Source organism: Flagellimonas crocea, assembly GCF_033441595.1.
GTDB classification, from domain to species: Bacteria; Bacteroidota; Bacteroidia; order Flavobacteriales; family Flavobacteriaceae; genus Flagellimonas; species Flagellimonas crocea.
Map to the genome: position 1 here is coordinate 550,635 of NZ_JAUZVX010000001.1, position 25,560 is coordinate 576,194.

Here is a 25,560-nt window from a genome sequence, read left to right on the forward strand (position 1 = left end):
AATTATTTTTTAGAGAATTGATAAACAACAGTAACGGGCTGTCCGTTCGCTGAGACGTTCGATTTGAGCGTCATGGATTGTTCGGATAGATTGACAATGTTCAAACGGTATCCATAGCCACCGGAAATATCCTTTCTGTTCTCGTCGATAAACTTGAACTGAAGCTGACTTTGATAGTTGGATTCCGGTTCGATGACGGACCATCTAAAGAATCGGTCCCCACCTTGACAAAGCGAACTCTGTGCTATCGTGTAGCGGCCGGTACTGTTATTGTCTCGAAAAAACCACTCGCTGTCCTCGAAGCAAATATCTTCGGCATCATTAAAGATGGTGGATTTAAAATTTCCAGTGGCATTTTCGTAGTAAACATTGTCCAAATTCCAAGTGCCGCTAAAGAGATCTCTTTGCGTTCTTGCGCTCTTGGAAACGGAACATGATGAGAGCAAAAGTCCCACCACGGTAATCAATAATAGTGATCGTTTAATCATAAGTATTAAAGTTAATGTTCAAAAAATATACGATTGGGGAGGTTATAATAGTTGTTAAATTATTAAAAAATCGGATAACCATCTTACTTTTAGGTGGATAAAGCACAAATTAATAGTGATACAGTTCAATTAGCGCTGATTCAAACCGATTTTTTGGTAAATAATTTGCTTCAAGCGATTTTGCAAACGGGACAGGGGTTTCCAAACTGCCCACCCGTTTGACCGGAGCGTCCAAATATTCGAAGCAGTTTTCCATGACCATGGCCGAGATATCACTTGCAATGCCCCCGAACAAGGTATCCTCTTGAAGCACGATAAGTTTCCCCGTTTTCTTCACCGAATCGAATATCGCCTCCGTATCCAACGGCTGAAGGGTTCTTAAATCCAACAGGTCAGCGTCGATTTCCGGGTGGTTCTCCAAGGTTTCCAAAGCCCAATGGACCCCGGCACCATAGGTGACCACCGTTATGGCATTCCCTTCCTTCACTTTTGCGGCCTTTCCAAAGGGCAAGGTGTAATAGTCCGTCGGAACATCCCCCTTAATGCTTCGGTACAATCCTTTGTGTTCGAAAAAAAGGACGGGGTTCGGGTCATTTATAGCTGTGTTCAACAATCCTTTGGCATCATAAGGAAACGCAGGGTACACTACTTTGAGCCCGGGAGTTTTGGTGAACCAGGCTTCATTGGTCTGGGAATGGAACGGGCCCGCGCCCACTCCACCGCCACAGGGCATCCTTATGACCACATCGGCATTTTCGTTCCAGCGATAATGTACTTTGGCCAAATAATTGACAATCGGGTTGAACCCAGAACTTACAAAATCGGCAAACTGCATTTCCACAACGGATTTCATTCCATTTATGGACAGACCCATGGCGGTGGAAACAATGGCGGATTCACAAATCGGGGTGTTCCGCACCCTACTCTTTCCGAATTTGGGAACAAAACCTTCGGTGATTTTGAAAACCCCACCATAATCGGCCACGTCCTGTCCCATAATAATGAGTTCGTTATGGCGATACATGGATTGCTCCAATCCTTGTGAGATGGCATCTACAAACCGAATATTCTCCGATGTGCTTGATTTATATTCAATATGTTGATATTCAAAATCTTGATAAACTTCTTTTAATTCTTTGGTTTCATTACATTCAACTTCGGGCTCATCAAAGGCCAACTGCAGATTGGTATTGATTTCTTCGGTGATTTCCTCCTTAATCTCATCAATTTTATTTTGGGAAAGCACCTCATTCTGCAACAGGAATTCTTCATAATTGGAGATTGGGTCTTTCTTTTCCCATTCCTTCATCAACTTATCAGGGACATACTTGGTGCCACTGGCTTCCTCGTGCCCGCGCATGCGAAAGGTTTTGAACTCCAAGAGTACTGGTCTTGGCCTACGCCGAATGGCCTTACAAAGTTCATCTACCTTGGTAAAGACCTCAAGGATGTTGTTTCCGTCAATAATTCTGGATTCCATACCGTAACCTTTGGCCCTATCGGCCAAGTGCTCGCAATTATACTGTTCGTTCGTGGGAGTGGAAAGTCCGTACCCATTGTTTTCAATACAAAACAAAACAGGAAGGTTCCAGACTGACGCTATGTTCAGGGCTTCGTGAAAATCCCCTTCGCTTGTGGCGCCCTCGCCAGTAAATACGGCCGTTACCCTCTTTTTTCTGCGGAGCATATCCGCAAGGGCAATACCATCGGCAACCCCCAATTGGGGGCCCAAATGGGAGATCATTCCCACAATCCTATATTCTTGTGTGCCAAAATGAAAACTACGGTCCCTCCCCTGCGTAAAACCGCCCTGCTTGCCCTGCCATTGCGCAAAAAGCCGGTTCAATGGAATGTTCCTGGATGTGAACACGCCCAAATTTCGGTGCATGGGCAAAATATACTCGGTTTCCTTCAATGCCTGCGTAACGCCTACCGAGATAGCTTCCTGCCCAATACCGCTAAACCATTTGGAAATTTTGCCCTGCCTAAGAAGAATCAGCATTTTTTCCTCGATCATTCGAGGCTTGAGCATTCCTGTGTACAAATCCAACAACTTTTGATGTTCCAAGTCGCCAACATGATACCTCATACAATAAAATTCTATCGGTTAAAAGTAGTAAAAAGCCCTTCAAAACAATTTAAAATTCCAAAAGCTTGATCAATATTCCTTATTTTTGACCTTATAGCAAAGAAGATTATATGAGCATGATACCAAGTGTGGACCTGAAGGATTTTGTTTCCGGGGACCCCAATAGAAAGGAAAAATTTGTCAAAGAAATCGGTGCCGCTTTTGAAGAAATCGGCTTTGTGGCCTTGAGCGGACATTTTTTATCGGATGAGTTGGTGGAAAACCTGTATTCCGAAATAAAAAAGTTCTTCAACCTGCCGCAAGAGGTCAAGGACAAATATGAAATTGAAGGCATCGGAGGTCAGCGAGGCTACACTTCCTTTGGAAAAGAGCATGCCAAAGGCAAAAAGGAAGGAGACCTGAAAGAGTTTTGGCATTTTGGCCAATACGTGGAAGACAATCCCGAGCTTGAAGCCGAATACCCCGATAATGTAACGGTAGAAGAACTTCCCAACTTTAACAGTGTGGGCAAGGAAACCTATAAAATGCTGGAGAAAACGGCAAAGTACGTGCTCAGGGCACTGGCATTGCACCTTGGATTGGAGGAAACATATTTTGACGATTATATTAAAAATGGCAATTCCATACTTAGGCCCATCCATTATCCGCCCATAACCGAGGAGCCCAAAAATGCTGTGAGGGCAGCGGCGCATGGCGACATCAACCTTATCACCTTGCTCATGGGAGCACATGGAAAAGGGCTTCAGGTCAAAGACCATCAAGGCAATTGGGTGGATGCAATCGCAAAACCAGATCAGTTGATGATCAATGTTGGGGACATGCTATCACGGCTCTCCAACAATAAACTGAAGTCTACCATACACCAAGTCGTGAACCCTCCGAAGGAATTATGGGGCACATCCCGATACTCCATTCCATTTTTTATGCATCCAGTGAGCGATATGCCTTTGGATTGTTTGGAAAACTGCATTGACGATGAACATCCCAAGGCATTCGAAGATATTACGGCAGGAGAATTTCTACATGAGCGCCTAATCGAGTTGGGATTGATTAAAAAATAGCACATGGATTTAAACGATCAGTTAAAGAACCTGTTTCCGGACCATGAATCGGAAGAGGAACCGGAAAATGAAAAGGAAAAGCCCAAATACTGGCTGCAGGACGACCCCATCATTTGTAAGTACGAAAAGCGCAAGGGGAAGCCTGTAACCATTCTTGAGGGGTACAACGGAGCAGATTCCGACTTCAAAAAACTGTCCAAAGACCTTAAAACACTGCTCGGAGTGGGCGGAAGCTTTAAGAAGGAATCCATCATAATCCAAGGCGACTACCGGGATAAGATCATGGATTTTTTGGAAGAAAACGGTTTTTCCGTGAAGCGCGTAGGTGGTTAGCTGACAATTCGGCAAAAAAACAATTTAGTTTTTTGGACATGTTAAAAACGAGGGTTTTGGCCCAATGTTTTGTGAAAAAATTTTTGTGTTCTTGCTTTAAACATTACTTTTATTCTTCCTAACCAACGAAAACTCAGCTGAAAATGAAATCACTGTTGCATATTACCAACGGGGACAGTTTCACATCCAAACTGCAGTCTTTACAGTTAGAAGGCGATGTAATCACTTGGAGGGAAATGCTTTGCGAGGGAAAGACCCTTTCCTCTGTAGGAAGTGAATCCTTCTGGAAGACTAGGTTTGAATTCCTGAACAAAAACTACAAGGTATCCAAATCCTGGTTCATTGAAAAAACTCTAAAAGAGTATCGATCGCTCTGCAATCACAAACAACAGGACCAAATCGTTTTGTGGTTTGAATACGATCTTTTTTGCCAAATCAATATGTTAGCGGTCCTCAGTTGGCTCAAAACGCATAGAAGGCATGCGGAAATTTCTTTGGTATGCAGTGGCAAAGAGGACGCTACCGATAAGCTCTACACGCTCAACGAACTGAGCAATGAAAAACTATTGGAGCTTTACGAAAATAAAAAAGTGTTGTCCCAAGACGATATTGAATATGCGGATTACGTATGGCAATTGTATTGCAGCGACAATCCTATCCGCTTGGAAAATCAAATCGCAAACAACGATTTTCAATTTGAATACCTCTCCGAGGCCCTCAAAACCCATTTGAAGAGGTTCCCTACCATTAAAAATGGTCTGAACGATCTTGAAAACCATATTTTGGAAGTGGCCAAGAAACACAAGCCAAAGTCCAAAAAGGAATTAATGGCCGATTTATTGACAGATCAGGGTTTTTATGGATTTGGGGACACTCAGTACGAGCGTATGATTTCCTCCCTAAAACCGCTCTTCAGTTCGTTCGACCCGGTCAAATTGACCAAAAAGGGGTTGGATGTATTGAAGCAAGAATCCAATTATTATTCAGAACTTCGTGATAATCAAATGTATTTAGGTGGCTCCTTAAAGTATAACTTCTTATATAATACTGATACGGACCGAATCCTTAAATTGTAATAAATGAACTCGTCTTTGGGCAGTTCAGAGCTTATTCTGAATCCTGATGGCAGCGTTTATCACCTCAATCTTTTTCCGGAAGATATCGCCAGCACCATTATTACTGTTGGCGACCAAAACCGTGTTCATGAGGTTTCCAAGTACTTCGATTCCATCGATATCAAGAAAAGTAAACGGGAGTTTTTCACGCACACCGGCACTTATTCGGGCAAAAGACTGACCGTTATCTCTACGGGCATCGGAACCGACAATATTGACATTGTTTTTAATGAATTGGATGCCCTAGTGAACATCGATTTTGATTCCCGTGAAATAAAACCTCGAAAGACAGCGCTTAATTTTATACGGGTCGGTACATCTGGTTCCCTACAACCGGACATCCCAGTTGATTCCTTCTTAATGTGCACCGTTGGCATTGGTTTTGACAACCTGCTGCATTTCTATGATTCCGCACACATCAGGAACAAAGAGCTGGAACTGGCCCTGACCGAATACTTGGGTTGGGAAACCCACAACATTCACCCCTACGCGGTTGATTTTGATAAAGAGCTTGCAGACGTTTTCGCTTCAAATCGTATACGATTAGGTGCAACAGTAACAAATTCAGGTTTTTATGGTCCACAAGGAAGAACGCTTCGCTTACCTCCGGCCATCAAGGACTTTAATGATAAGCTAGCAGCTTTTTCCTTTGGAAATACTCGAATAACCAATATGGAAATGGAAACCTCGGCCATATATGGCATCGCTAAACTGCAAGGACATCGAGCGGTTTCCCTCAACGCCATATTGGCCAACAGGGCAACGGGTGAGTTCTCCCAACAGGGGGCCAAAACCATTGATGAATTGATTCAATACACATTAAAACGGATTGCCCAAAGTCAACTGGTATAATTTTACAGGGTAATTTTTTGGAAAGATACCGAGTGGAATCCTAATTTTAACATCACAAAGAACTGAAACGTATGAAAAAGGTAAAGATAATCGGTGTCCCTGAACATTTTAACCTTCCCTGGCATTTGGCCATGGAGGACAATACGTTCGAAGACCGAGGCATTCAACTGGATTGGACCGATGTTCCCGAAGGCACTGGAAAAATGACACAAATGCTTCAGGATGGCGAGGCTGATTTAGGAATTATCTTGACCGAGGGCATCATCAAAAGCATATCACAGCGAAATCCAAGCAAAATTGTTCAGGAATATGTTTCCTCTCCCTTGCTTTGGGGCATCCACGTAGCCGCCGACAGCGAACGGAACTCGATAGCCGAACTAAAAAATGATAAAGTAGCCATTAGCCGAATGGGCAGTGGCAGTCATCTTATGGCCTACATCAATGCCCAAAACCACGGATGGGACACAGAAAAGCTCCAATTTGAGATCATCAATAATCTGGATGGTGCCGTTGAAAATTTAACCAGCGGTTCCAATGCCTATTTTATGTGGGAACATTTTACCACCAAACCTTTGGTGGACAATGGTACGTTTAAGCGTGTGGGCGACTGCCCTACCCCCTGGCCCTGTTTTGTAATCGCTGCTTCGGATACATTTTTGAAAAATAGCGGAGGATTACTTAAACACATTTTGGAGGTCATCAACACTTATACCTCGGAATTCAAGCAAATTCCAAGTATAGATCGAACCTTGGCCAATAGATACGAGCAAAAATTGGAGGACATTCAGGAATGGATGTCCAAAACCACCTGGGGACAAGAGCAACTTTCAGAGAAAACCGTAAACGAAGTACAATCAAGGTTGCACGACCTTAATTTAGTGGATGAAGTCAAGCCTATTGAAACCTTTCTTTGGAAATAGCTTTTCAAAACGGAAGATGTCAGGTCGAGCGCAGTCGAGACCGATCAACTCCGCTATTATTCCACCAATACACCTCTCGTCTGCACTCGAGGTGACACGTTTTACCAATCAATCGGTTCTTTGCCCATTTGGGCAAGCAAAGCGTTGGTTTTACTAAAATGCTGGTTGCCAAACCATAATCCGCGGTTGGCACTCAAGGGCGAAGGATGCCCCGAGGTTAAAATATGGTGCTTGGTTTTATTGATCAAAGATGATTTTTTCTTGGCAAATCCGCCCCAAAGCAGAAAAACAACCCCTTCCAGTTCATTGGAGACCGTTTTGATCACGGCATCGGTAAACTGCTCCCAACCTTTGTTCTGATGGCTGCCCGCCTGATGCGCCCTTACCGTTAACGTAGCGTTCAACAACAAGACTCCTTGATCCGCCCAACGCTCCAGGTTACCACTCTTGGGATATGGCTTTTCCACGTCAGTTTTGATTTCCTTGAAAATATTGACCAAGGATGGCGGATGCGGGATACCATCTTTCACGGAAAAACAAAGACCATTGGCCTGATTGGGCCCATGATACGGATCTTGGCCAATAATCACCACTTTGGTTTCTTGGAACGGACAATGGTCAAAAGCAGAAAATATATCCGCTCCCTTCGGGTAACAGGTGTTCTGTTGATATTCCTGCTTCACAAAAGCAGCCAACTGCTGAAAATAGGGTTTATCGAACTCATTCTGCAACTTTGACTTCCAACTTGGTTCAATGTTTACGTCCATGTGATGACTTACTTCTTTTTGGTCAGTTTATAGATCAAATACCCAATACCAACAACAAAATGCAGCAATATAATGCCCGCAATAATATAGACTACGGTATTGTCGCTCCTCATTTTAATTGCGCTTGAGTGATTGTTTTAAGGATGAATCAAAAGTACATAAAGCGAATTGTTTTTGCTAAATCCGAAAGCTTCAAAAACCCATCAAAACCCTATCTTTGCGCTGCTAGTAGAAAAAGATGCGAAACATTCACCCCAAAACCCTCCAAGATTTAGAATTCCCCACGGTATTGACACAAATCGCCGCGCGATGCAATACGGAACTGGGCAAGGAAAATGCTCTGGCCATAGAACCATACCAGCAAAAAGAAGAGCTGCTGGACGTTCTGGGACAGACTTCGGAGTATTTGGCCTCTTTTTCCAACGATAACCGTATTCCCAATCATGGATTTGACCATATCAACAGCGAACTGGGGCTGTTGAAAATCGAAAACAGCACCTTGGAAATCTCTGGTTTCAGAAAAATTGGTGGCATCTGCAAAACTGTGGCCATCCACCAGAAATTCTTCAAGAAGTTCAAGGAATACTATCCGTTACTTTTTGAAAAAGTGAATGCCCTGGAACTGCATCCCGAAATTCCTGATGCCATAGATTACGTTATTGATAAATTTGGGGAAATCAAAGATTCCGCTTCGGATGAACTCCTGTATATCCGCAGGCAAATCAACGAAGTACGGAGCAAGATCAATCAAAGTTTTAGTGCTGCCCTTGGTCGATACCAATCTTCCGACTTTTTAGATGAAATCCGCGAGTCCGTAGTGGAAAACCGCAGGGTTTTGGCGGTCAAGGCCATGCATCGCAAAAAAGTGAAAGGCACGGTCATGGGCACTTCCAAAACGGGAAGCATCGTGTACATTGTGCCAGAGGCCACGCTGTCCTACACCCGAGAACTCAACAATCTCGAATTTGAGGAAAAAGAGGAAGTACAACGTATCCTGAACAAGCTTACGGATGAGATTCGACCTTTTCTAGAACCGCTCAAGGAATATCAAAACTATCTTTCGCATATTGATATTACCGCGGCCAAGGCCAAATATGCCAACGAAATGAACGGGCTCTTGCCAGAAATCAGCGAGGACCGCGAACTGTTCCTCCGCGATGCCTACCATCCCCTGCTCTATCTTTCCAATAAGCGGAAGAATGAAAAAACTTGGCCCCAGACCATAAAATTGCATCCTGAGAACCGAATTATCGTGATTTCAGGCCCTAACGCAGGAGGAAAAAGTATCACATTGAAGACCATCGGATTGCTTCAAGTGATGCTTCAAAGCGGCATGCTGATTCCTGTGCACGAACGTAGTTCCGTTTGCTTTTTTGATAAGATTTTAACGGATATTGGAGATAATCAATCCATTGAAAATCATTTGAGTACGTACAGTTATCGACTCAAGAACATGAACCAGTTCTTAAGAAAGTGCAATGACAGAACTTTGTTCTTGATCGATGAATTTGGAACAGGGAGCGACCCTGAATTGGGCGGTGCCTTGGCCGAAGCCTTCTTGGAAGTATTCTACGACCGCGAGGCTTATGGCGTAATTACTACGCACTATGCCAATTTAAAGGCTCTGGCCAATGAATTGCCGCACGCCACCAACGCGAACATGCTGTTCAATTCGAAAACACTGGAGCCCACCTTTCAATTGGTCCTGGGCGAAGCGGGAAGTTCCTTTACGTTTGAGGTGGCCCAAAAGAACGGCATCCCCTACTCTTTGGTCAACAAGGCCAAGAAAAAGATAGAACGCGGCAAGGTCCGTTTTGATGCCACAATTGCCAAGCTGCAAAAAGAGCGTAGCAAAATGGTGGAGACAGGATCCAAACTCAAAGAAGAAGAAACCAAGGCACGCGAAGAGAATGAACGTCTGGAACAGCTCAATTCCAAAATCAAAGCCAAGTTGGAGAGTTACCAGGAGATGTACGACCACAACCAGCGCATGATCCAGTTGGGGAATAAATTGAACACCGCTGCCGAAAAGTACTTTATTGATAAAAAGAAACGCCCGTTGATCTCGGAAATGCTCCGTATTGTGGAAACGGAGAACAGCAAACGCAAAAAAACCACCGCCAAAAAGGCGAAGGCCGAACAGCAGGAGAAAAAACAGGTGGCCCAAGAGCTGGAACAAAAAATCAAGAAAGTCCGAACGGAGAAAAAGGTACAAAAGAAGAAAGAAATCCAGGCTGAAAAGAACAAACCGCGCCCTGTGTTTAAAATTGGGGACCGTGTTCGCTTAATGGACGGCAAAGCTGTGGGCACCATCGACGTTTTGGAAAAGGGCAAAGCCGTGGTCAACTATGGAATGTTTACCACCAACGTGAGCGTGGACCAATTGGATTTGGTGGAAGCAAAAAAGTAATCCCGTTGTCATTTCGAAATGAGGAGGGCACCGACGATTGAGAAATCTCTTTGCTATTCAGATTTCTCACATTCGTTCGAAATGACACGCTACCATCATTTTAATGTTAACAACTCCTCATAAGTCAATGGATTAGCCTGTTGTTTTTCATGAATTTTATCGAACTTAATGGATTGATCCAAAAACTGATTTGGCGTATGTAACAATCGCTGAACTATGGCATCTTTATAATCAACACTAACCAATGTATCATGCGACTGAATATTTTACTGGTTTTATCACTGTGCTTATCAAATCTTACGAGAGCACAAACTTCACTGGAAAAAATCAATCTTGAAAACGGTAAATACAAAGTAGGTTTTCAGAACTATATTGTCCATGACAGTACAAGAACCTACAGTAGGGTTTTTGATTATTCCAATGAGAAGATAGCAAGGCCAATTTCCGTAAGTATCTGGTATCCTTCCGAACAAAATCTGAGCAATTCCAAACCATTAGAGGTCGTGGAATATCTCGAAATCTTAAAAGAAGAAGAGGAATGGGAACATTTGCCCAATGATCAAATATTGAAATGGTTTTATTATTCCAACACCCCTGAAAACCAAAAGCACCTGAAAGAAGAAACTACGGCGCACTCAGGGGCAAAATTTGCAAAAGGGGAATTTCCCGTGATTATCTATGCACCAAGTTACCAAGCATCATCAATCGAGAATTTTGCCCTATGTGAATATTTGGCAAGTCATGGTTATGTGGTCCTATCGAGCCCAAGTCGAGGGACCGAAAATCGTTTTTTCAGCAATAACAATGTGAAGGAAATGGAAACCCAAGCAAGGGATGTGGAGTTTTTGATGAAAGAAGCTGGAAAATTTGCCGTCTCGGATTATGATACCATGGCAATTATGGGCTTTAGTTTTGGCGGCCTGTCAAATATCATCGTGCAAAATCGAAATGATTATGTCAATGCAATTGTCAGCCTTGACGGCACGGAAAGATATCAATATAGCCTAATGGACAAATCACCTTTTTTTGACCCCAAAAGTATTGATGCCCCCTACCTTCATATGGCACAGAAGGAAATTCCCGAAATGGTCTTGAAAGAAGATAAAATCAATCCTGAACTTAATACAAAATTTCAATTGTATGACAGCATTACAAAGACCAATGCTTATCAATTAAGGTTTAACGATTTGACGCATAGCCATTTCAGTACTTTGGGGGTTCTTTTTGCCAATAGAGATAAACGACAGGACAAGAGCGATTCCAAGATTATGAAATCGTATAAATGGATGGTGCTGTACACCCTCAACTTTTTAAATGCAACCCTAAAACAAGATGATCTAGCATTGAAGTTTATGGACAACGACCCATCTGACAATGGAATTACCATGGACTTGATTACGATAAAATCCAAACTATCCGAAAAGGATGGATTTACCTTCCAAGATTTTAACCATCTGGCATCAAACCGAAACTATGAAAGCTTAGTTTCTCTTCATGATTCAATAGCAAAAGTGCATCCCTCGTTTGAAGCACCTGAAGGTAATTTGAACATTCTTGGGCTACAATTGGTTTTTAATCCCGATAAATCATCACAAGGAATCAATGTGTTTTTGCTGGCATTAAAACTTTATCCAAATTCAGCAAATCTTTACGACAGTTTGGGAGAGGCGTATTTGTACGTTGGCGACAAAGAAAAAGCTATCGAAAGTTTTGAAAGATCATTGGAGCTATACCCCCAAAACCAAAATGCCATCGAGCGATTGGAGCAGTTGAAAGAATAAGACTTGGGGTCAACAAGTGCTTACTCCTATCCAACTAATTTATAAACATCACAAAATCCCCATAAAGCCTCGGCTCATTTTTCATATCTTGTTTAGCAATTAGAAATTAAACATCGTAAACAAAAAATGAAAAAAACAACCAATTCCCAAAGTAGAAGAAACTTTGTTAAAAACACTGCGTTGGCATCCAGTATTTTTATTGTTCCTCGCCATGTCCTGGGCGGACCAGGCTTTTTGGCCCCCAGCGACCGATTAAATATCGCGGCCATTGGTGCCGGTGGTAAAGGGGCAAGTGATATTGCCAATGCCTCCGTAAACGGCCGTGAAAATGTCGTCGCACTTTGTGACGTGGACTTTTCGGGCTCCGCAAAAAGCTCCGTGGAACGCTTTCCCAAAGCAAAGCTCTTTAACGATTACCGCGAAATGCTCGATACCATCAAGGATATCGATGCCGTGACCATAAGTACCCCCGACCACGTACACGGACCTGCTGCGGCCTACGCTATGCAGCGTGGCAAGCACGTATATGTACAAAAACCCATGACCCACAACATTAGCGAAGCACGGATGCTCACCCAAATGGCGCGCGATAAAAAAGTAGTGACCCAAATGGGAAACCAAGGAGGGTCCAATCCCCTATTGGGCATGGTCCAAAAATGGGTGGATTCGGGCAAGCTGGGCAACATCGGTAAAGTGGAAATATGGACCAACCGACCTGTGTGGCCACAGGGATATGCCATGCCCAGTCCACAACCTGGTCAAAAACCAGAAGACCTGTATTGGGACCTTTGGTTAGGCCCTGCGCCGATGCGCCCGTACACGCCCAACCTGCACCCCTTTAATTGGAGAGGCTGGTGGGATTACGGCACAGGTGCCCTTGGAGATGTGGGTTGTCACTTGATCGATATTCCCTACCGAACTTTGAAGCTCAAATATCCGACTGCGGCAGAATGTAGTGTAGGAACCGTGTTCTCCCAAATGTGGAATCCTGACTACCATCCTGAAGGTTGTCCTCCCTCCTCTTTCATAACTTTGAATTACGAAGCCACGGATAAGACAGGCACACCCTTGACCATGACCTGGAGTGACGGCGGCATACGGCCTTCACACCCAGAGATTATTCCCGCGGATAGTGATATTGGAGGTCCTGGTAGCTACAACGGCGTGTTGATTCATGGTGAAAACGGAGTTATTTCCACTAACATCAACGATAGTTCACCACTGACCCCAAAATTGTATTTAAACGATGGCACTACCGAATTTGGACCAGAGGTAGAAGAAATGGAAGAACCAGAATATGGACATCAACGCAAATGGGTGGACGCCTGCAAAGCTGGTTTTGGCAGTGAAGAACACCAAGGCTTGACCTCTTCTTTTGACTATGCAGGACCTATGACAGAAACCGTACTTATGGGGAACCTTGCCATTCGCAGCTATATGTTGCGCAGACAAAACGAGGAAGGCAATATGGAATTTTACGGCCGTAAAAAACTCCTATGGGATGGCGACAATATGGAAGTCACCAATTTTGAAGACGCCAACCAGTTCGTTACCCGCACCTACCGCGAAGGTTGGGAAATGCAGGATGTATAAACTGAACGATTTTTTTATAAACAGGGCCGCTCTCTTTGCGGCCTTTTTATTTTGCGCCCAATCCTCCCTCACGGTATTTATGGATGGATTTCTTTGAAATGGGAAAAAAATCCCTGAACTTATAGCAACCCACTATTTTTTTGATAAAACATTATTTTAAACCTATTACATGAATCAGTTTTTAAAAGCATGGGGCGAAGCCGCCTATACAAGTCTTGGCTTTTTTTGGATGGCATTATGGGCCTTTGCATTGGGTTATCTGATAAGCTCCATGATCCAGGTTTTTGTCACTGAAAAAAGAATGCAGAACATGATGGGCGACAAAGGAAAGAAAAGCGTACTGCTGGGAACCTTTTTTGGATTTATCAGCAGTTCCTGTAGTTTTTCTGCGCTCGCCACCTCCAAATCATTGTTTAAAAAAGGGGCAAGCTTTGTTTCTTCCATTGCGTTTTTACTGGCATCCACCAATTTGGTCATCGAACTGGGAATTATCATATCCATCTTTTTGGGGTGGCAGTTCGTTGTCGGTGAATATGTCGGCGGGATATTATTGATTTTGTGCAGTTGGCTCCTGATACGCATCATCAATCCAAAAAAAATGATCGAGAACGCGCGGAAACGACTCGATGAATCCAGTGAAGACCATGCGGATAAAAAATCCTTGTCTGAAAAAATCAAATCACATGAAAATTGGGCCAAAGTGGGCAAACAATATGGCATGGAATGGAAAATGGTCTGGAAAGATGTCACCGTTGGATTCACCATTGCAGGAATTGTTGCCGCTTTTGTTCCCGATTCCTTTTTTCAGACACTTTTTATCAATACAGGCGAGGGTCAACAATCCTTTGGTTTTTTTACACTATTGGAACATGTAATCGTTGGTCCCGTTGCTGCATTTTTAACGTTTATCGGGTCCATGGGCAACATCCCCCTAGCTGCGCTATTGTATGGCAAAGGCGTGAGCTTTGCAGGTGTCATGGCCTTTATTTTTAGTGATTTGGTGGTTTTTCCTGTGTTGCGCATCAACGCGAAATATTACGGATGGAAAATGTCGCTCTTTATCTTGTTTCTCTTGTTTACCTCTTTGATTGCCACATCGCTGTTGCTCCATTATGGATTTGATTTATTCAGTTTGATTCCACAGGGAACGGATAAGGGCATCACGGAAGAAGAGCATTTCTCCATTGATTATACCTTTTTCTTGAATCTGGCCTTTGTGGCGCTGTCGGGATTGATGGTCTACTTTGGCTTCTTTAAATGGAAAAGTGTAAAACATCATAAGGAAATGGCACCAAAAAGTCCGTTGATGGAAAGAACACTAAAATGGATTTCCTTTGTGTGTTATATATGGTTGGCCATTGGGATTGTATTAAAATTTATGGGGTAATGAATTGTCCTCATTACGATTAAGAAGGCAAATAAATCAGATGTCTCGACTGCGCTCGACATGACACCGTATCATTCCGTGCAATCAACCATATTATTGTCATTCCTGTGAAAGCAGGAATCCAAAACAAAAATGGATTCCGCAACTTACTTCCACTACGCTCAGTATCCGAGTGGAATGACAAAAACCGCATCAGGGTCATTTCGACATGAGGAGCAAAGCGACAATTGAGAAATCTAGATTTCTCACACTCCTTCCTGTCGGTTCGAAATAACAAAAAAGGACCTGCCTCATGGATTCCCACATTCGCGGGAATAAAATAACAGCCGGCATCAAATGGTTGAACCCCACTTGAGCGGCCGACTGTCAGCACTATTTAATTACAGCTAATTGGTGAAAGTGTAATCTGAAGAATAAAATTGTTCGTCACTTCAAAACATTTTTGACTGCTCAGATATCCGTAAGACCTTGGACTGCCCAATGCTCTCCAAACAAAAGCATCCTGAAACTGGAATTCCACTTCCACATCGTGCGCTCCGTCAGGTGGGCTTTTTACGGAACGTTGTCCATTGTTTACCGTATGGTAGCCGCCAATAACCGTATTGTTTGTACCAGCGGTTTTATAAACGAACCTGTAACGAACATCAAAAATTGAATTATTGTCTACATCAACGCTGGCGTGGTCATACCTAAATGTTTGGCAACTTTCCACCCGATAATCCGTGGTGTATCCCATTTTGGCCAGCGTATTGTCTTTTAAGTATCGGATAGTATAGGCAATGGGCACTCCTGGATTTTCTCTGCTGTACACTGCATTCTCTCCTGTAATTACACTGTTCAAGGAACCATAGCCCGATTCAATATCCGCTAAATTGATGGCTTCGGAGGCTGCTTCCGCATTTCCGCCAATGGTAACAACCGTTATGTTGGACGTTTTCAAGATTTCATCGTAGTCAGAATTTACCGTTCCTACACCGCTCACTCCACCGGCATATTCCAATACTGCATCCAACTCAATGGACGTATTGGTATTGGTAGTTTCCATACGCACCATAATTATACGCCCGTACGAAACGGAACTTACATAGGCTGGCGGCGTATCGGAATCCATGGTAGACGCAACATCGGCTTGGGTAACCGAGGTATCAAAAACACTGCCAGGAGAGCTTGGGGTGTCCATAGTTACGGTATAGAAAACTTGTTTAAACACTACCCCGGCGTATCGCTTCTCCGTAGAGCTTTCATAATCAAATTGGGAGGCCAATGATCCCGTGGCCCATTCCACATTCAGGCCAACATCCAAACTAAATTGTTTGGAAGAGTATGAAGTAGAAGCTTGATAAGAAGAATTGGAAGCGTTCACATAACCCTCTTGGTAGGCATTGGCGTTCCACCACTCCAAGGCATCATCAATACTGGACTGTACCGAAGAGTTTGTGGGATTATCCACTACAATATTCCCTTGCGATCCAATCCCCGGTAGATCCAGCCGTAGAGTTACCGGTGCACGACCTAATGTCAAAGGGTCTGGAGCGCCATCCAACATTCCTTGGTTTCCAACGACCAAAGCTCCAGGAAACACGATGCCATTGGTCGGACGCAATATGGCCACGTCATCAAAATTGGACTCTAAACTGTAATCCTGTGTCCTACATTCAAAACTCTCTCCCAATATGGGACCGGTATTGGTTGTATTATCATTGGTTACGGTGCGCTCCGTGGCGCCTCCTCCGGTATCCTGTACATTTAATAGTTCATCAGGATTGTAAGACAAATTTTCTACGTATGCGTTGATGGCCTCAAGGTCATCATCTTCCCCTCCTCCATTCTCGCCACCGTTTTCACCGCCGTTTTCACCGCCGTTTTCGCCCCCATGGTCAATAGGAGGGTCCGTTCCTTCATCCTTGCTGCACGAAACAGCGAGGCACAATGTCATGGACCATATCAACAGGGTCCATAAGTTGATTTTTTTAAGAATTGATTTCATAACTATTTGGTTTTATGGGTTCAACGCTGTCGAAATTAGACCTCAAACCCCCACCAACCTATTTATGGACATGGACAAAGTATGGACACGCAAAGACACAAAGTGAGTTGAAGAGCATGGACGGTGATAGTACAGGAGATGTTCAAAATGAATTTATATAGCTGATAATCAATATTTTATATTTTTAGTAATAATATAAAACCCATCTTAAACCATGGACAATGAATGGACAAGAGAGGTTACGGCCAGATATTGGATGGTTACGGCGCTCTGGATTATTTACTACTTTAGAAAGTATAAAAGCATAACCTCGTGAAACACTTCATCATTATTTTAAGCTTACTTGGCTGTTTTTGGCAAACCATCAACGCCCAAGGCCGAGAAAAAGAATTGGACAGTTTGATTGCGCGTGCCGAACAACTTCCGGCAACCATTGAAAAAGCCCAAGTGCTTTCCCGAATACATGAAAGGATGATGTTCTCGGACCCCGATATGGCCCGGAACTATGCCCAACAAGCATTTGACCTTTCAGAAAAACTGGACTACAAAAAGGGAATTGCCAATGGATATCTTCAATTTGGGAATTATTTTTCCAACCGAACCGAGAACGACTCGGCTACCTATTACTACAATCTATCCTTGGAGAAATTCAAGGAAATAAAGTCCATCAGAGGACAAATTTTCGCCAATCATTCCCTGGCCGGAATTGAACGTGAAAAAGGAAATTACGATAAGGCCATTGAAATTACCCAAAGAAGCATTGGCCTATATAATGATAAGAACCGGGATACTACGGATTTAAAGGAATTCAACCTAATTGGTGCAGAGTACGAGGTATTGGGAAGCGTTTACATGGACAAGGGCAATTATACCCTGGCACTAAATGAAACCTTAAATGCGCTACGTTTTTTTGAAGAGGTTGATGACAGGGTACGAAAGGGTGATGCCCTGCTTCAATTAGGACAAATCGAATACAAACTTGGAAATTTTGACTCATCCCTTACCTACGAAGAGGAAGCCTTTGCCATTTATCGGGATGAAGGCGATAAGGTTTATCAATCCTATGCGGCGAACTATTCCGGGTTAGCCGCCGAAGCGCTCGGAAATATGCAAAAAGCGGAGGAATATCAAAGAGCTTCCATAGCATTGGCGAGAGAAATGGGGGTAAAATCGGCCCTGTCCACCGCTTTGCGGGATTTGGGAAGGATCTATGCAAAAAAAGGGCTGTTAAATGATGCCAGGGCATTGCTGCAAGAGTCGTATCAGGAGGCTGAGAGCACAGGAATAAAATTGGATATGGCCTCCGCACTCAAAGAGCTTGCACAAGTTGATCATAAATCCAATAAATTGGGCGAAGCCCTAAAAAAAATGGACCGCGTAATTGATATGACCGAAAGCATTGGCGCTACATCCATCCTAGGGGAATCTTACAAGGAACGTAGCGAGATTTATGAAAGCTTGGGTAAATACACCAATGCCATGGCGGACCTAAAAACGTACCAAATTATCAACGATAGTATTTTCAACAGTAAAAAGTCCCAACAAATCGAAGAATTGAAAACCATCTACGAAACAGAGAAAAAAGAAGCTGAAATTGCCCTGCAAGAAGAGGAAATCAACACCTTAAACGCCAAAGCTAAAGTTGACAAGCTTACCAAAGGCCTTTACGCTGGGGGCATGGCCTCTGCCCTGGCCCTTTCTGGGTTGTTGGTGTTTGGTTACCGCCAAAAAATGAAGAAAAACAAAGCGGAGCGCGAAAAGCAAGAGGAAATATACAAACAGGAAATAGCCCATAAAAAGAAGGAACTCGCCAGCCAAACCTTACACTTGGTTCAAAAAAACACTTTTATCCAAGAATTGATGGAGAACTTGGAGAACATTAAAAACTCCCCGGAAAAATTTAAAATGGAGTTTAGGCGCATCGTAATGCTCCTAAAAAAGGAAAATGCCTCCGATAAGGATTGGGAAGTGTTTAAAACCTACTTTGCCGAAGTACATAACGACTTTGACCAAAAACTCAAGACATTTTACCCGGATATCACAGAAAAGGAAATTCGCCTGGCCGCGTTCTTACGTATGAACCTTACCACAAAGGAAATCGCCGCCACCCTCAATGTGTTGCCCGATAGCATTTTAAAATCCAAATATAGATTAAAAAAGAAGTTGGGATTGGAAAAGGATACCGATTTGGCCACTTTCCTAAATACGTTATAATGTCATTGGTTTATGCTGGTTGTTGCTATCTAAAAGTACCCGCAAACCATTGCACTGAACTTTTGTTTTTCAAAGATATTTCAACGAAATTGGAAGCTTATAAAATCGACCACTTGAAAACAACCAACTTTATCCTGCCCTTTCTCTTCATATGTTTGATGGGCTGTCAGACCGAAAGGAAAGAGAACACCACAGAATCCTCGACCACAACTCAAAATTTCACCTCCAACGATTATCAAGACCTAGTGGCCTTGTTCAAAGAATGGCGAACGTTCGAAAAGCCTCCACTTTTAAATGGAGCTCCCGATTACAGGGCAGCAACTTTTGAAGAACGCTGGCCAAGATTCAAGGAACTGCAATCAAAACTACAGGCTATCGACACCACCAATTGGTCCGTGGAAAACCAAGTGGATTGGATAATCGTGTGGGCCGAAATGAACGGCTACGACTTCAACCAGCGCGTTTTACAGCCTTGGGTCCGTGATCCTGCATTCTACAAAGTGGTTTGGACCGCTAAAAGCGATGTGCCCGCCCACGAGGGACCTACCAACCATGGGACTACGGAACTCTGGACCTATAATTTTCCTTTATCCACAGAGGAACGTACCAAGCTTCTGTCCGACTTAAAAGTGATTGCCCCGTTCTATACCCAAGCCAAGCAAAACTTGACAGGGAACGCTCGTGAGTTATGGGTCACAGGAATCCGTGACATCAAAAACCAGAGCGAAGTGCTTACCGAGTTAAAAGAAAACGATACCGTTGCCAACGATGCCGAATTGGTTGCCGTTATCGACGAGGCCATTGCCTCCACCGACGACCTTGTTAGTTGGTTGGAGACCGAATCTGTGTCAAAAACCGGCCCGTCGGGCATCGGCAAGGACAATTACACTTGGTATATGCAAAACGTACACTTGGTGCCGTTGACTTGGGAAGACGAAGTGATGATCCTAAAACGGGAACTTGCCCGTGCATGGACCTCCTTAAAATTGGTGGAGCACAATAACAGGAACCTGCCGGAACTGGTGGATGCCGACTCCCCGGAAGCCTATGATAAAATGGCCGATGCATCCGCTAAAAGCCTGATAAACTTTTTGGAGCAACAGGACATTGTTACCGTAAAACCGTATTTTGACCCTGCCCTACGGGAGCATTTAGGGGAATTTATCCCCAAGGAAAAACGTAATTTCTTCGCCATCGGGGAGCATTACGATGCCAGACCCCTCTACTCCCATTTTTACCATTGGTTTGAACTGGCTCGTATGGATCAGGAACCCCACCAAAGTGAAATACGGAAAGGCCCATTGTTGTACAACATTTGGGATTCCCGGAACGAAGGGACCGCCACGGCCGTGGAAGAAATGTTTATGCAGGCCGGTCTGTACAACGATAGCCCACGGACCAAGGAGATCGTATACATAATGATCGCGCAGCGTGCGGCCAGAGGTTTGGGCTCATTGTACGCCCACGCCAATGAAATGACCATGGAAGAGGCCGGAGGCATCCACAGCGAATACACCCCGCGTGGTTGGATGAAGACCGAAAAGGAACTGCTCATTTTTGAGCAACACCTCTATTTGCGCCAACCGGGGTATGGATCTAGCTATATTACCGGTAAATATTTGTTGGAAGCCGCCTTGGCCGATTATGCCCGACTGCAAGAACTGGAGGGCGAACCCTTTGCCCCAAAGGACTTTTTTGATACGCTGAACAGCATTGGCAACATCCCTATTTCGTTGGGACATTGGCAAATGACGGGCTCCAAGGAGCATTTAAAGATAATTACAGAGTAAACGCAGCATAAAACAAAAGGAAAGAGGGCCGTAAAAGGCCCTCCTCCCCCTTAACCGTTCACCTTTCAACCCTTTACCCTTCACCCCCATCACCAATAATCCGCTCAATACACTCCCATAGGACTTTTATACTGTAGAGTGCATCTTTTTCTGCCTCATCCAAAGGTTCGGAGGAATGGTACACCGTAATATTGTGCAGCAGTTTTAGGGATTGTACCAAATCGGGGCCATCCAAGGCATCGGCGTAGTCCAGCAATTGGATTTGTGCCGGGCTGAGCATTTGGGGAATTTTGGGGACGCTTTGCGCATTCGCGTTGCCGCAATTAGGGCAACTTTTTTCTTGACCTTTTGAGTGTAGCATAACAAAAGTATTTAAGTTGAATTGAGGACAGGTCACTGCTACACTCATCAAAGCGGTGCCTTGAAGGTCTGGGGACTTTCACCCTTTTGCCTGTCCTTTAAATGTTCAAATGAGGTTGGATAGGCACCTTAATTTCGATAAGTGTAGCACTCCAAATATACATTTTATCCCGAAACGGTAAATAGGATTGGTTGATAACTTTTTTACAACTAGCTAAATTAACTTATTGATTTTGAGGGAAATTTCGGTGAAATTAGCTTTTGGATGATTGGAATTGAATAACTCAATTCAAAATAATGGATGATCCAATACATCGGTTATATCTCCTATTGGGTGTATATGGATGTATTTTATGCTTATATAAACGAGTTAGCCACAAGCTGAAAAAACACTTAGCCGAATGGAATCAATGTCAGAAGTAAAAGAAAGGTATTTAAAAGCCCAAATGGAAGAGCAAAAAAAGCAACTTAAAGACCATTCAGAAACTATCGAAGATTTCATTAAACTATGTTCAAAAATTGGAGTGAAGTTGACTCACGACAATTTCAGTTACATACAAACCATCGGAATCGTTGCAAACTATCCCGATTTACTCTTTCATCTGAAACCTGAATTGGAGAAAGTGGATGAAGATTTAATCGAGTGCAAATCATTGGAAAAATACTTTGAGAAAAAAGTTTTTAATAGTGGAATGCTGTATTCAGATAAGTTTATTGCGATGGCTCATTCTTACTTTAGAAGAGGAATGAGTGAATTTGCAAATTTCGCACCTCGATTTATTGACCTCTTTTGGCAATTTAAAGATGATAAAGTGAAAACATATATCGCTTTAGATGCAAATCGAGTAAGAGTTAATGTTGATGATTCAGCATATATGGAACTTGATACTTGGTATGGAGCCTCTTTTAAAGAACGAATAGAGGAAATCCCGAATGGTGTTGTAAAAATGCGCCCACCAGCTCAATTAGACGACACTTATATTTCTTTCTTTTTCAATGAAGCATATTCATTAGATGTTAAATGGACTGAAAGCAATGGAATAAAAACTTTTCAAGCCGAGGAATTTAAAACAGATAACATCATTATCAATGTTAACGGAGTTGAATACCATCCAGTAAGATACATTCACGCTGAATTCGATATAAAAAAGAAAAATTTCAGACATTTTGATGGGGCAGTTCATTTTTACGACAAGGATGAATATTACCAAAGAAGAGATTCCGACCTGAATTTTAACGAAAAAATCGAGACTCATCTAAAAGCTAAAACATTCAAGCTGTTTAAGATGAACGAAAATGTAAGTGTGGATACGTGGATTACATTTACAAGCCACTTTTGCACAGGCAATCCATTAGTATTTGAATATTTTGAAGGGAAATATCCTGACCGAATTCAAGAAATAATAGATAAAATTGGAAATAAAGCCAGTGGCTAACAATGTGTATAAGTAATAGTGGTTTAAGTGATAAAGTTAAAAACAAAACATAAAACAAAAGTCAGTGTAAAACCGAAAGGTTTGTGAACAGAAATCTGCTACTACTCATACACGAGACCGTTGTAGGCAATTTGAACAAAATGGAAAATAGAACAGAAAATACTTGGAAAATTTTTAACAATCAACAGAACTTAATTCGTCTTTTTGACACGAAAGTCAATGTTTTACTTGTAATTAGTGGAATTACAACATCATTCCTTTTGGTAAATTTAAAAGAGATTTTGGGTTTAGGAATGACAGGTAAAATAATGTTTGGGTTATTTATTTTGTTTTTTGCTTGTTTTGTTGTCTTTGCTCTGCTTACAATATTCCCAAGGAAACCAACCAAATCTGGAAAATCAATTCCCAAACTGATATATTTTAAAGATATAGCATCTCGTGTCGAGGCAAAGGATTATGTTGACGATTTTGAAAAAACCTCTGACAAAGAATTACAGAATGACCTCTATTACCAGATTTACGAATTAGCTACTATTGTCAAACTAAAAAGCGCCAATTATTTTAAAGCATGGATATTCCTTATTCTGCAATTTGTTGTTTTTACTATAGTACTTGTAATAATGAATTTTGCGAATGGATAAAAAAGACTTGAACAGCAAAGTAAAAGCACTATTTGATGAATCCTTTACCTCTAAAGAAGTCACAGATGTTCCTGATATCAGTGATAGCAGACTCACACATGGAGCGACCGGACTAGAGGGAGATTTCACCTTTTTATACGTAGATTTAAGGGGTTCTTCATCATTCACAGGTTCTCATAGATTATATACAATTGCAAAGATTTATAAAGCTTTTCATTATTGTATGGTCGAATGTATAAAACATAAAGGTGGACAAATCAGAAGTTTTGATGGAGATAGAGTTATGGCTGTTTTTGGAGGAAACCGAAAGGTTAATGACGCAGTAGAATGTGCGAAATATATGGTTGGTTGCCTCTATGATGTACTTCAACCAAAAATAAAATCGTATTACAACAACACCAGTTTTGATTTAGGAATTGGAATTGCCACAGGGAAAACGGTTGTAATAAAAGCTGGAGTAGGATATGACAAAAATAATAGAGACCTCGTTTGGATTGGCGACCCACCAAATCTTGGAGCAAAATTAAGTGATAAAACCTTATTTTGTGGCAAAATCGGCATTTGTTCTACATCATACAGCAAGCTTCTTGATAAAAACAAATTTCATACTGACGAACACGGAACAAAGAAAAATAAATGGACTTATACGACAATTGATTTTGGAGGTAAAAAAATCTATAAATATAATTCAATTTGGTATCAACCATTATAAAAAAACTGGTTACAACAATGACTATAAGTAATTGCTTGCCTGCCTGTCGGCAGACGGGTTCTCGCCTACCCTTCGACAAGCTCAGGACAGGCAGGCAGGTTAAGTACTAACCCGCGCAACTGTTCATAGCCGAGACGTTGTGTGTAATTAGAAAAAATGGCAGATAGGCACCTAAATAAAAATTATAAACAATGTTTACAGTAGAACAGATTGAATCTGCACACGGAAAAGTTAAATCAGGAGCTGATTTTCCTAACTATATTCAAGAAATCAAGGAAATAGGAGTCTTGGCCTTTGAAACTTGGGTTTTCGACAGTCATACCAAATATTTAGGAAAGAATGGATTTGAAACTAAATCTAAACCCAAATACAATAATTTAAAAATTGCAGACATTTCTGATAAAGATACGTTCAGAAAATATTTGAAAATTCACCAAAAAGGAGAAACCGATTATTTAACATTTTGCAATCATTGTGCAGAAACAGGAATCGAAAAATGGAATGTGGATCTTGAGAAAATGACATGCACTTACTATGATAAATCTGGAAATGAAATTTTAGTAGAACTTGTACCGACTGTATAGAAAAAACGAACAGTCAACAATAGCCATAAGTAATTGCTTAGTTTTCGCCTACCTTTCGATAAGCTTAGGACAGCCAGGCAGGTTAAGTGGCAAGCCACGCAACTAATTATATGCAAGACCGTTACCTCCAATTGAAAGACACATTTTGAAAAAAAATGACTGAAACAGAACTAAGACCATTTTGGGGAAGGCTATTCAAATTCAACTGGAAATTTGGTCTTTTTTTAATTGCATTGGTCTGTATTCCAAGATTTATTTTGGTCTTACTAGCAAATCAAAGTGGAAATTATGGACCTATAGGTGCAATAATGTTTGTTTCCGCAGTAGTTCCGTTCATCTTTCTGAACAAATACGGACGGAAAAAAATCGGAATTAAAGGAACTGGAAAAATTGGAGGATTAATACTATCATTAATCATTGGAATTGCTTTTAGCCTTTTACTCTACATTATCGGAATTGAATTGTATGGGAATTCTTTTCAAAATTGGTATGAGTACATAGCGAAATCCTACAACATTCCAAAAGGAATATCGGGGAACAACAAACTTATAATTTTCGCTATAATGGCATCCACGGGTATGATTTTTAGTCCTGTGGGAGAAGAATTATTCTTTAGAGGAATAGTGCACGGCAGTTTTGCAAAATCAATTGGAGATAAAAAAGCTTCTGTTGTGGACAGTTTGGCTTTTGCCACAACACATATTGCGCATTTCGGATTAGTGTTTGCTAATGGTATTTGGAGCTTTTATCCTATTCCGACAATAATTTGGGTAATAGGTATGTTTTTGGTAAGCGTTCTATTCTTCAGAATGAAAAAACTAACCAGTTCATTGTTGGGAGCGATATGTTGCCACGCAGGTTTTAACTTAGGAATGATTTACAGCATATTTTACTTGCTCTAAAAATGAACACAATAAATAACAAAAGCCGCTAACCATATATAACCGCAATTACGACGGATTCGACTATCCTTCGACAAGCTCAGGACGGGCTGAATCCACTCGGAATTGCTAAAGTCTATGCCAAACCGAAAATTAACG

General features: G+C 42.1%; 21 protein-coding genes. 16 read left to right on the forward strand and 5 right to left on the reverse strand.

Going from position 1 to position 25,560, the window contains the following annotated elements; genetic code table 11:
- Positions 1 to 2 precede the first annotated feature (2 nt).
- Positions 3 to 488: a lipocalin family protein gene (locus tag SD449_RS02595; protein WP_318308543.1), complete on the reverse strand. Its 486-nt coding sequence runs from the start codon at positions 486 to 488 to the stop codon at positions 3 to 5.
- 109 nt (positions 489 to 597) lie between these two features.
- Positions 598 to 2,577, reverse strand: coding sequence for an alpha-ketoacid dehydrogenase subunit alpha/beta (locus tag SD449_RS02600; protein WP_318308545.1), 1,980 nt, complete (start codon positions 2,575 to 2,577; stop codon positions 598 to 600).
- 110 nt (positions 2,578 to 2,687) lie between these two features.
- On the opposite strand from SD449_RS02600, the gene SD449_RS02605 reads away from it, so the two are divergent.
- From SD449_RS02605 to SD449_RS02625, 5 genes are all read left to right on the forward strand, one after another.
- Positions 2,688 to 3,638 carry an isopenicillin N synthase family dioxygenase gene (locus SD449_RS02605; protein WP_318308547.1) on the forward strand — a complete coding sequence of 317 codons (951 nt, stop codon included), beginning with the start codon at positions 2,688 to 2,690 and terminating at the stop codon, positions 3,636 to 3,638.
- A gap of 3 nt (positions 3,639 to 3,641) precedes the next feature.
- Complete coding sequence (locus SD449_RS02610; protein WP_318308548.1) at positions 3,642 to 3,971, forward strand: translation initiation factor; 330 nt, start codon at positions 3,642 to 3,644, stop codon at positions 3,969 to 3,971.
- Between the two features lie 143 nt (positions 3,972 to 4,114).
- Positions 4,115 to 5,047 carry a DUF1835 domain-containing protein gene (locus tag SD449_RS02615; protein ID WP_318308549.1) on the forward strand — a complete coding sequence of 311 codons (933 nt, stop codon included), beginning with the start codon at positions 4,115 to 4,117 and terminating at the stop codon, positions 5,045 to 5,047.
- Between the two features lie 3 nt (positions 5,048 to 5,050).
- Positions 5,051 to 5,938 carry a nucleoside phosphorylase gene (locus SD449_RS02620; RefSeq protein ID WP_318308550.1) on the forward strand — a complete coding sequence of 296 codons (888 nt, stop codon included), beginning with the start codon at positions 5,051 to 5,053 and terminating at the stop codon, positions 5,936 to 5,938.
- Positions 5,939 to 6,009: 71 nt separating this feature from the next.
- Positions 6,010 to 6,858 carry a substrate-binding domain-containing protein gene (locus SD449_RS02625; RefSeq protein ID WP_318308552.1) on the forward strand — a complete coding sequence of 283 codons (849 nt, stop codon included), beginning with the start codon at positions 6,010 to 6,012 and terminating at the stop codon, positions 6,856 to 6,858.
- A 101-nt stretch (positions 6,859 to 6,959) separates the two neighbouring features.
- On the opposite strand, the gene SD449_RS02630 is transcribed toward SD449_RS02625, so the two are convergent.
- Positions 6,960 to 7,625: a uracil-DNA glycosylase gene (locus SD449_RS02630; RefSeq protein WP_318308553.1), complete on the reverse strand. Its 666-nt coding sequence runs from the start codon at positions 7,623 to 7,625 to the stop codon at positions 6,960 to 6,962.
- A gap of 238 nt (positions 7,626 to 7,863) precedes the next feature.
- Here SD449_RS02630 and SD449_RS02635 point away from each other — a divergent pair, with 238 nt between their 5' ends.
- The 4 genes from SD449_RS02635 to SD449_RS02650 all read left to right on the forward strand — a co-directional run bounded on the left by SD449_RS02635 (position 7,864) and on the right by SD449_RS02650 (position 14,796).
- Positions 7,864 to 10,035, forward strand: coding sequence for an endonuclease MutS2 (locus tag SD449_RS02635; protein ID WP_318308555.1), 2,172 nt, complete (start codon positions 7,864 to 7,866; stop codon positions 10,033 to 10,035).
- A gap of 251 nt (positions 10,036 to 10,286) precedes the next feature.
- Positions 10,287 to 11,816, forward strand: a complete 1,530-nt coding sequence (locus tag SD449_RS02640; RefSeq protein ID WP_318308556.1) for a tetratricopeptide repeat protein — start codon at positions 10,287 to 10,289, stop codon at positions 11,814 to 11,816.
- Positions 11,817 to 11,942: 126 nt separating this feature from the next.
- Positions 11,943 to 13,409 (forward strand): Gfo/Idh/MocA family protein, encoded by a 1,467-nt coding sequence (locus tag SD449_RS02645; RefSeq protein WP_318308558.1) that lies wholly within the window; start codon positions 11,943 to 11,945, stop codon positions 13,407 to 13,409.
- 169 nt (positions 13,410 to 13,578) lie between these two features.
- The gene (locus tag SD449_RS02650) at positions 13,579 to 14,796 is read left to right on the forward strand and encodes a permease (RefSeq protein ID WP_318308560.1); all 1,218 of its coding nucleotides are present in this window, start codon (positions 13,579 to 13,581) and stop codon (positions 14,794 to 14,796) included.
- A gap of 376 nt (positions 14,797 to 15,172) precedes the next feature.
- Here SD449_RS02650 and SD449_RS02655 read toward each other — a convergent pair whose 3' ends face one another.
- Positions 15,173 to 16,783 (reverse strand): thiol-activated cytolysin family protein, encoded by a 1,611-nt coding sequence (locus SD449_RS02655; protein ID WP_318308561.1) that lies wholly within the window; start codon positions 16,781 to 16,783, stop codon positions 15,173 to 15,175.
- Between the two features lie 312 nt (positions 16,784 to 17,095).
- Between SD449_RS02655 and SD449_RS02660 the strand changes: the two genes are divergently transcribed.
- Positions 17,096 to 18,997 carry a tetratricopeptide repeat protein gene (locus SD449_RS02660; RefSeq protein ID WP_318308562.1) on the forward strand — a complete coding sequence of 634 codons (1,902 nt, stop codon included), beginning with the start codon at positions 17,096 to 17,098 and terminating at the stop codon, positions 18,995 to 18,997.
- Between the two features lie 113 nt (positions 18,998 to 19,110).
- A complete protein-coding gene (locus SD449_RS02665) occupies positions 19,111 to 20,787 on the forward strand; it encodes a hypothetical protein (RefSeq protein WP_318308564.1) in 1,677 nt (558 codons plus the stop codon).
- A 73-nt stretch (positions 20,788 to 20,860) separates the two neighbouring features.
- Here SD449_RS02665 and SD449_RS02670 read toward each other — a convergent pair whose 3' ends face one another.
- Positions 20,861 to 21,148: a hypothetical protein gene (locus SD449_RS02670; protein WP_318308565.1), complete on the reverse strand. Its 288-nt coding sequence runs from the start codon at positions 21,146 to 21,148 to the stop codon at positions 20,861 to 20,863.
- Between the two features lie 409 nt (positions 21,149 to 21,557).
- On the opposite strand from SD449_RS02670, the gene SD449_RS02675 reads away from it, so the two are divergent.
- The 5 genes from SD449_RS02675 (at position 21,558) to SD449_RS02695 (ending at position 25,422) form a co-directional block, all read left to right on the forward strand.
- Positions 21,558 to 22,583: a hypothetical protein gene (locus SD449_RS02675; protein WP_318308566.1), complete on the forward strand. Its 1,026-nt coding sequence runs from the start codon at positions 21,558 to 21,560 to the stop codon at positions 22,581 to 22,583.
- A gap of 140 nt (positions 22,584 to 22,723) precedes the next feature.
- Complete coding sequence (locus SD449_RS02680) at positions 22,724 to 23,224, forward strand: Pycsar system effector family protein (protein ID WP_318308567.1); 501 nt, start codon at positions 22,724 to 22,726, stop codon at positions 23,222 to 23,224.
- Positions 23,217 to 23,936 carry an adenylate/guanylate cyclase domain-containing protein gene (locus tag SD449_RS02685; protein ID WP_318308568.1) on the forward strand — a complete coding sequence of 240 codons (720 nt, stop codon included), beginning with the start codon at positions 23,217 to 23,219 and terminating at the stop codon, positions 23,934 to 23,936. The genes SD449_RS02680 and SD449_RS02685 overlap by 8 nt, the downstream gene beginning before the upstream one ends.
- A gap of 191 nt (positions 23,937 to 24,127) precedes the next feature.
- Entirely contained in the window at positions 24,128 to 24,520 is a 393-nt protein-coding gene (locus SD449_RS02690; protein WP_318308570.1) for a DUF1398 domain-containing protein, read from the forward strand.
- A gap of 155 nt (positions 24,521 to 24,675) precedes the next feature.
- Positions 24,676 to 25,422, forward strand: a complete 747-nt coding sequence (locus SD449_RS02695) for a CPBP family intramembrane glutamic endopeptidase (RefSeq protein WP_318308571.1) — start codon at positions 24,676 to 24,678, stop codon at positions 25,420 to 25,422.
- Positions 25,423 to 25,560: the final 138 nt, after the last annotated feature.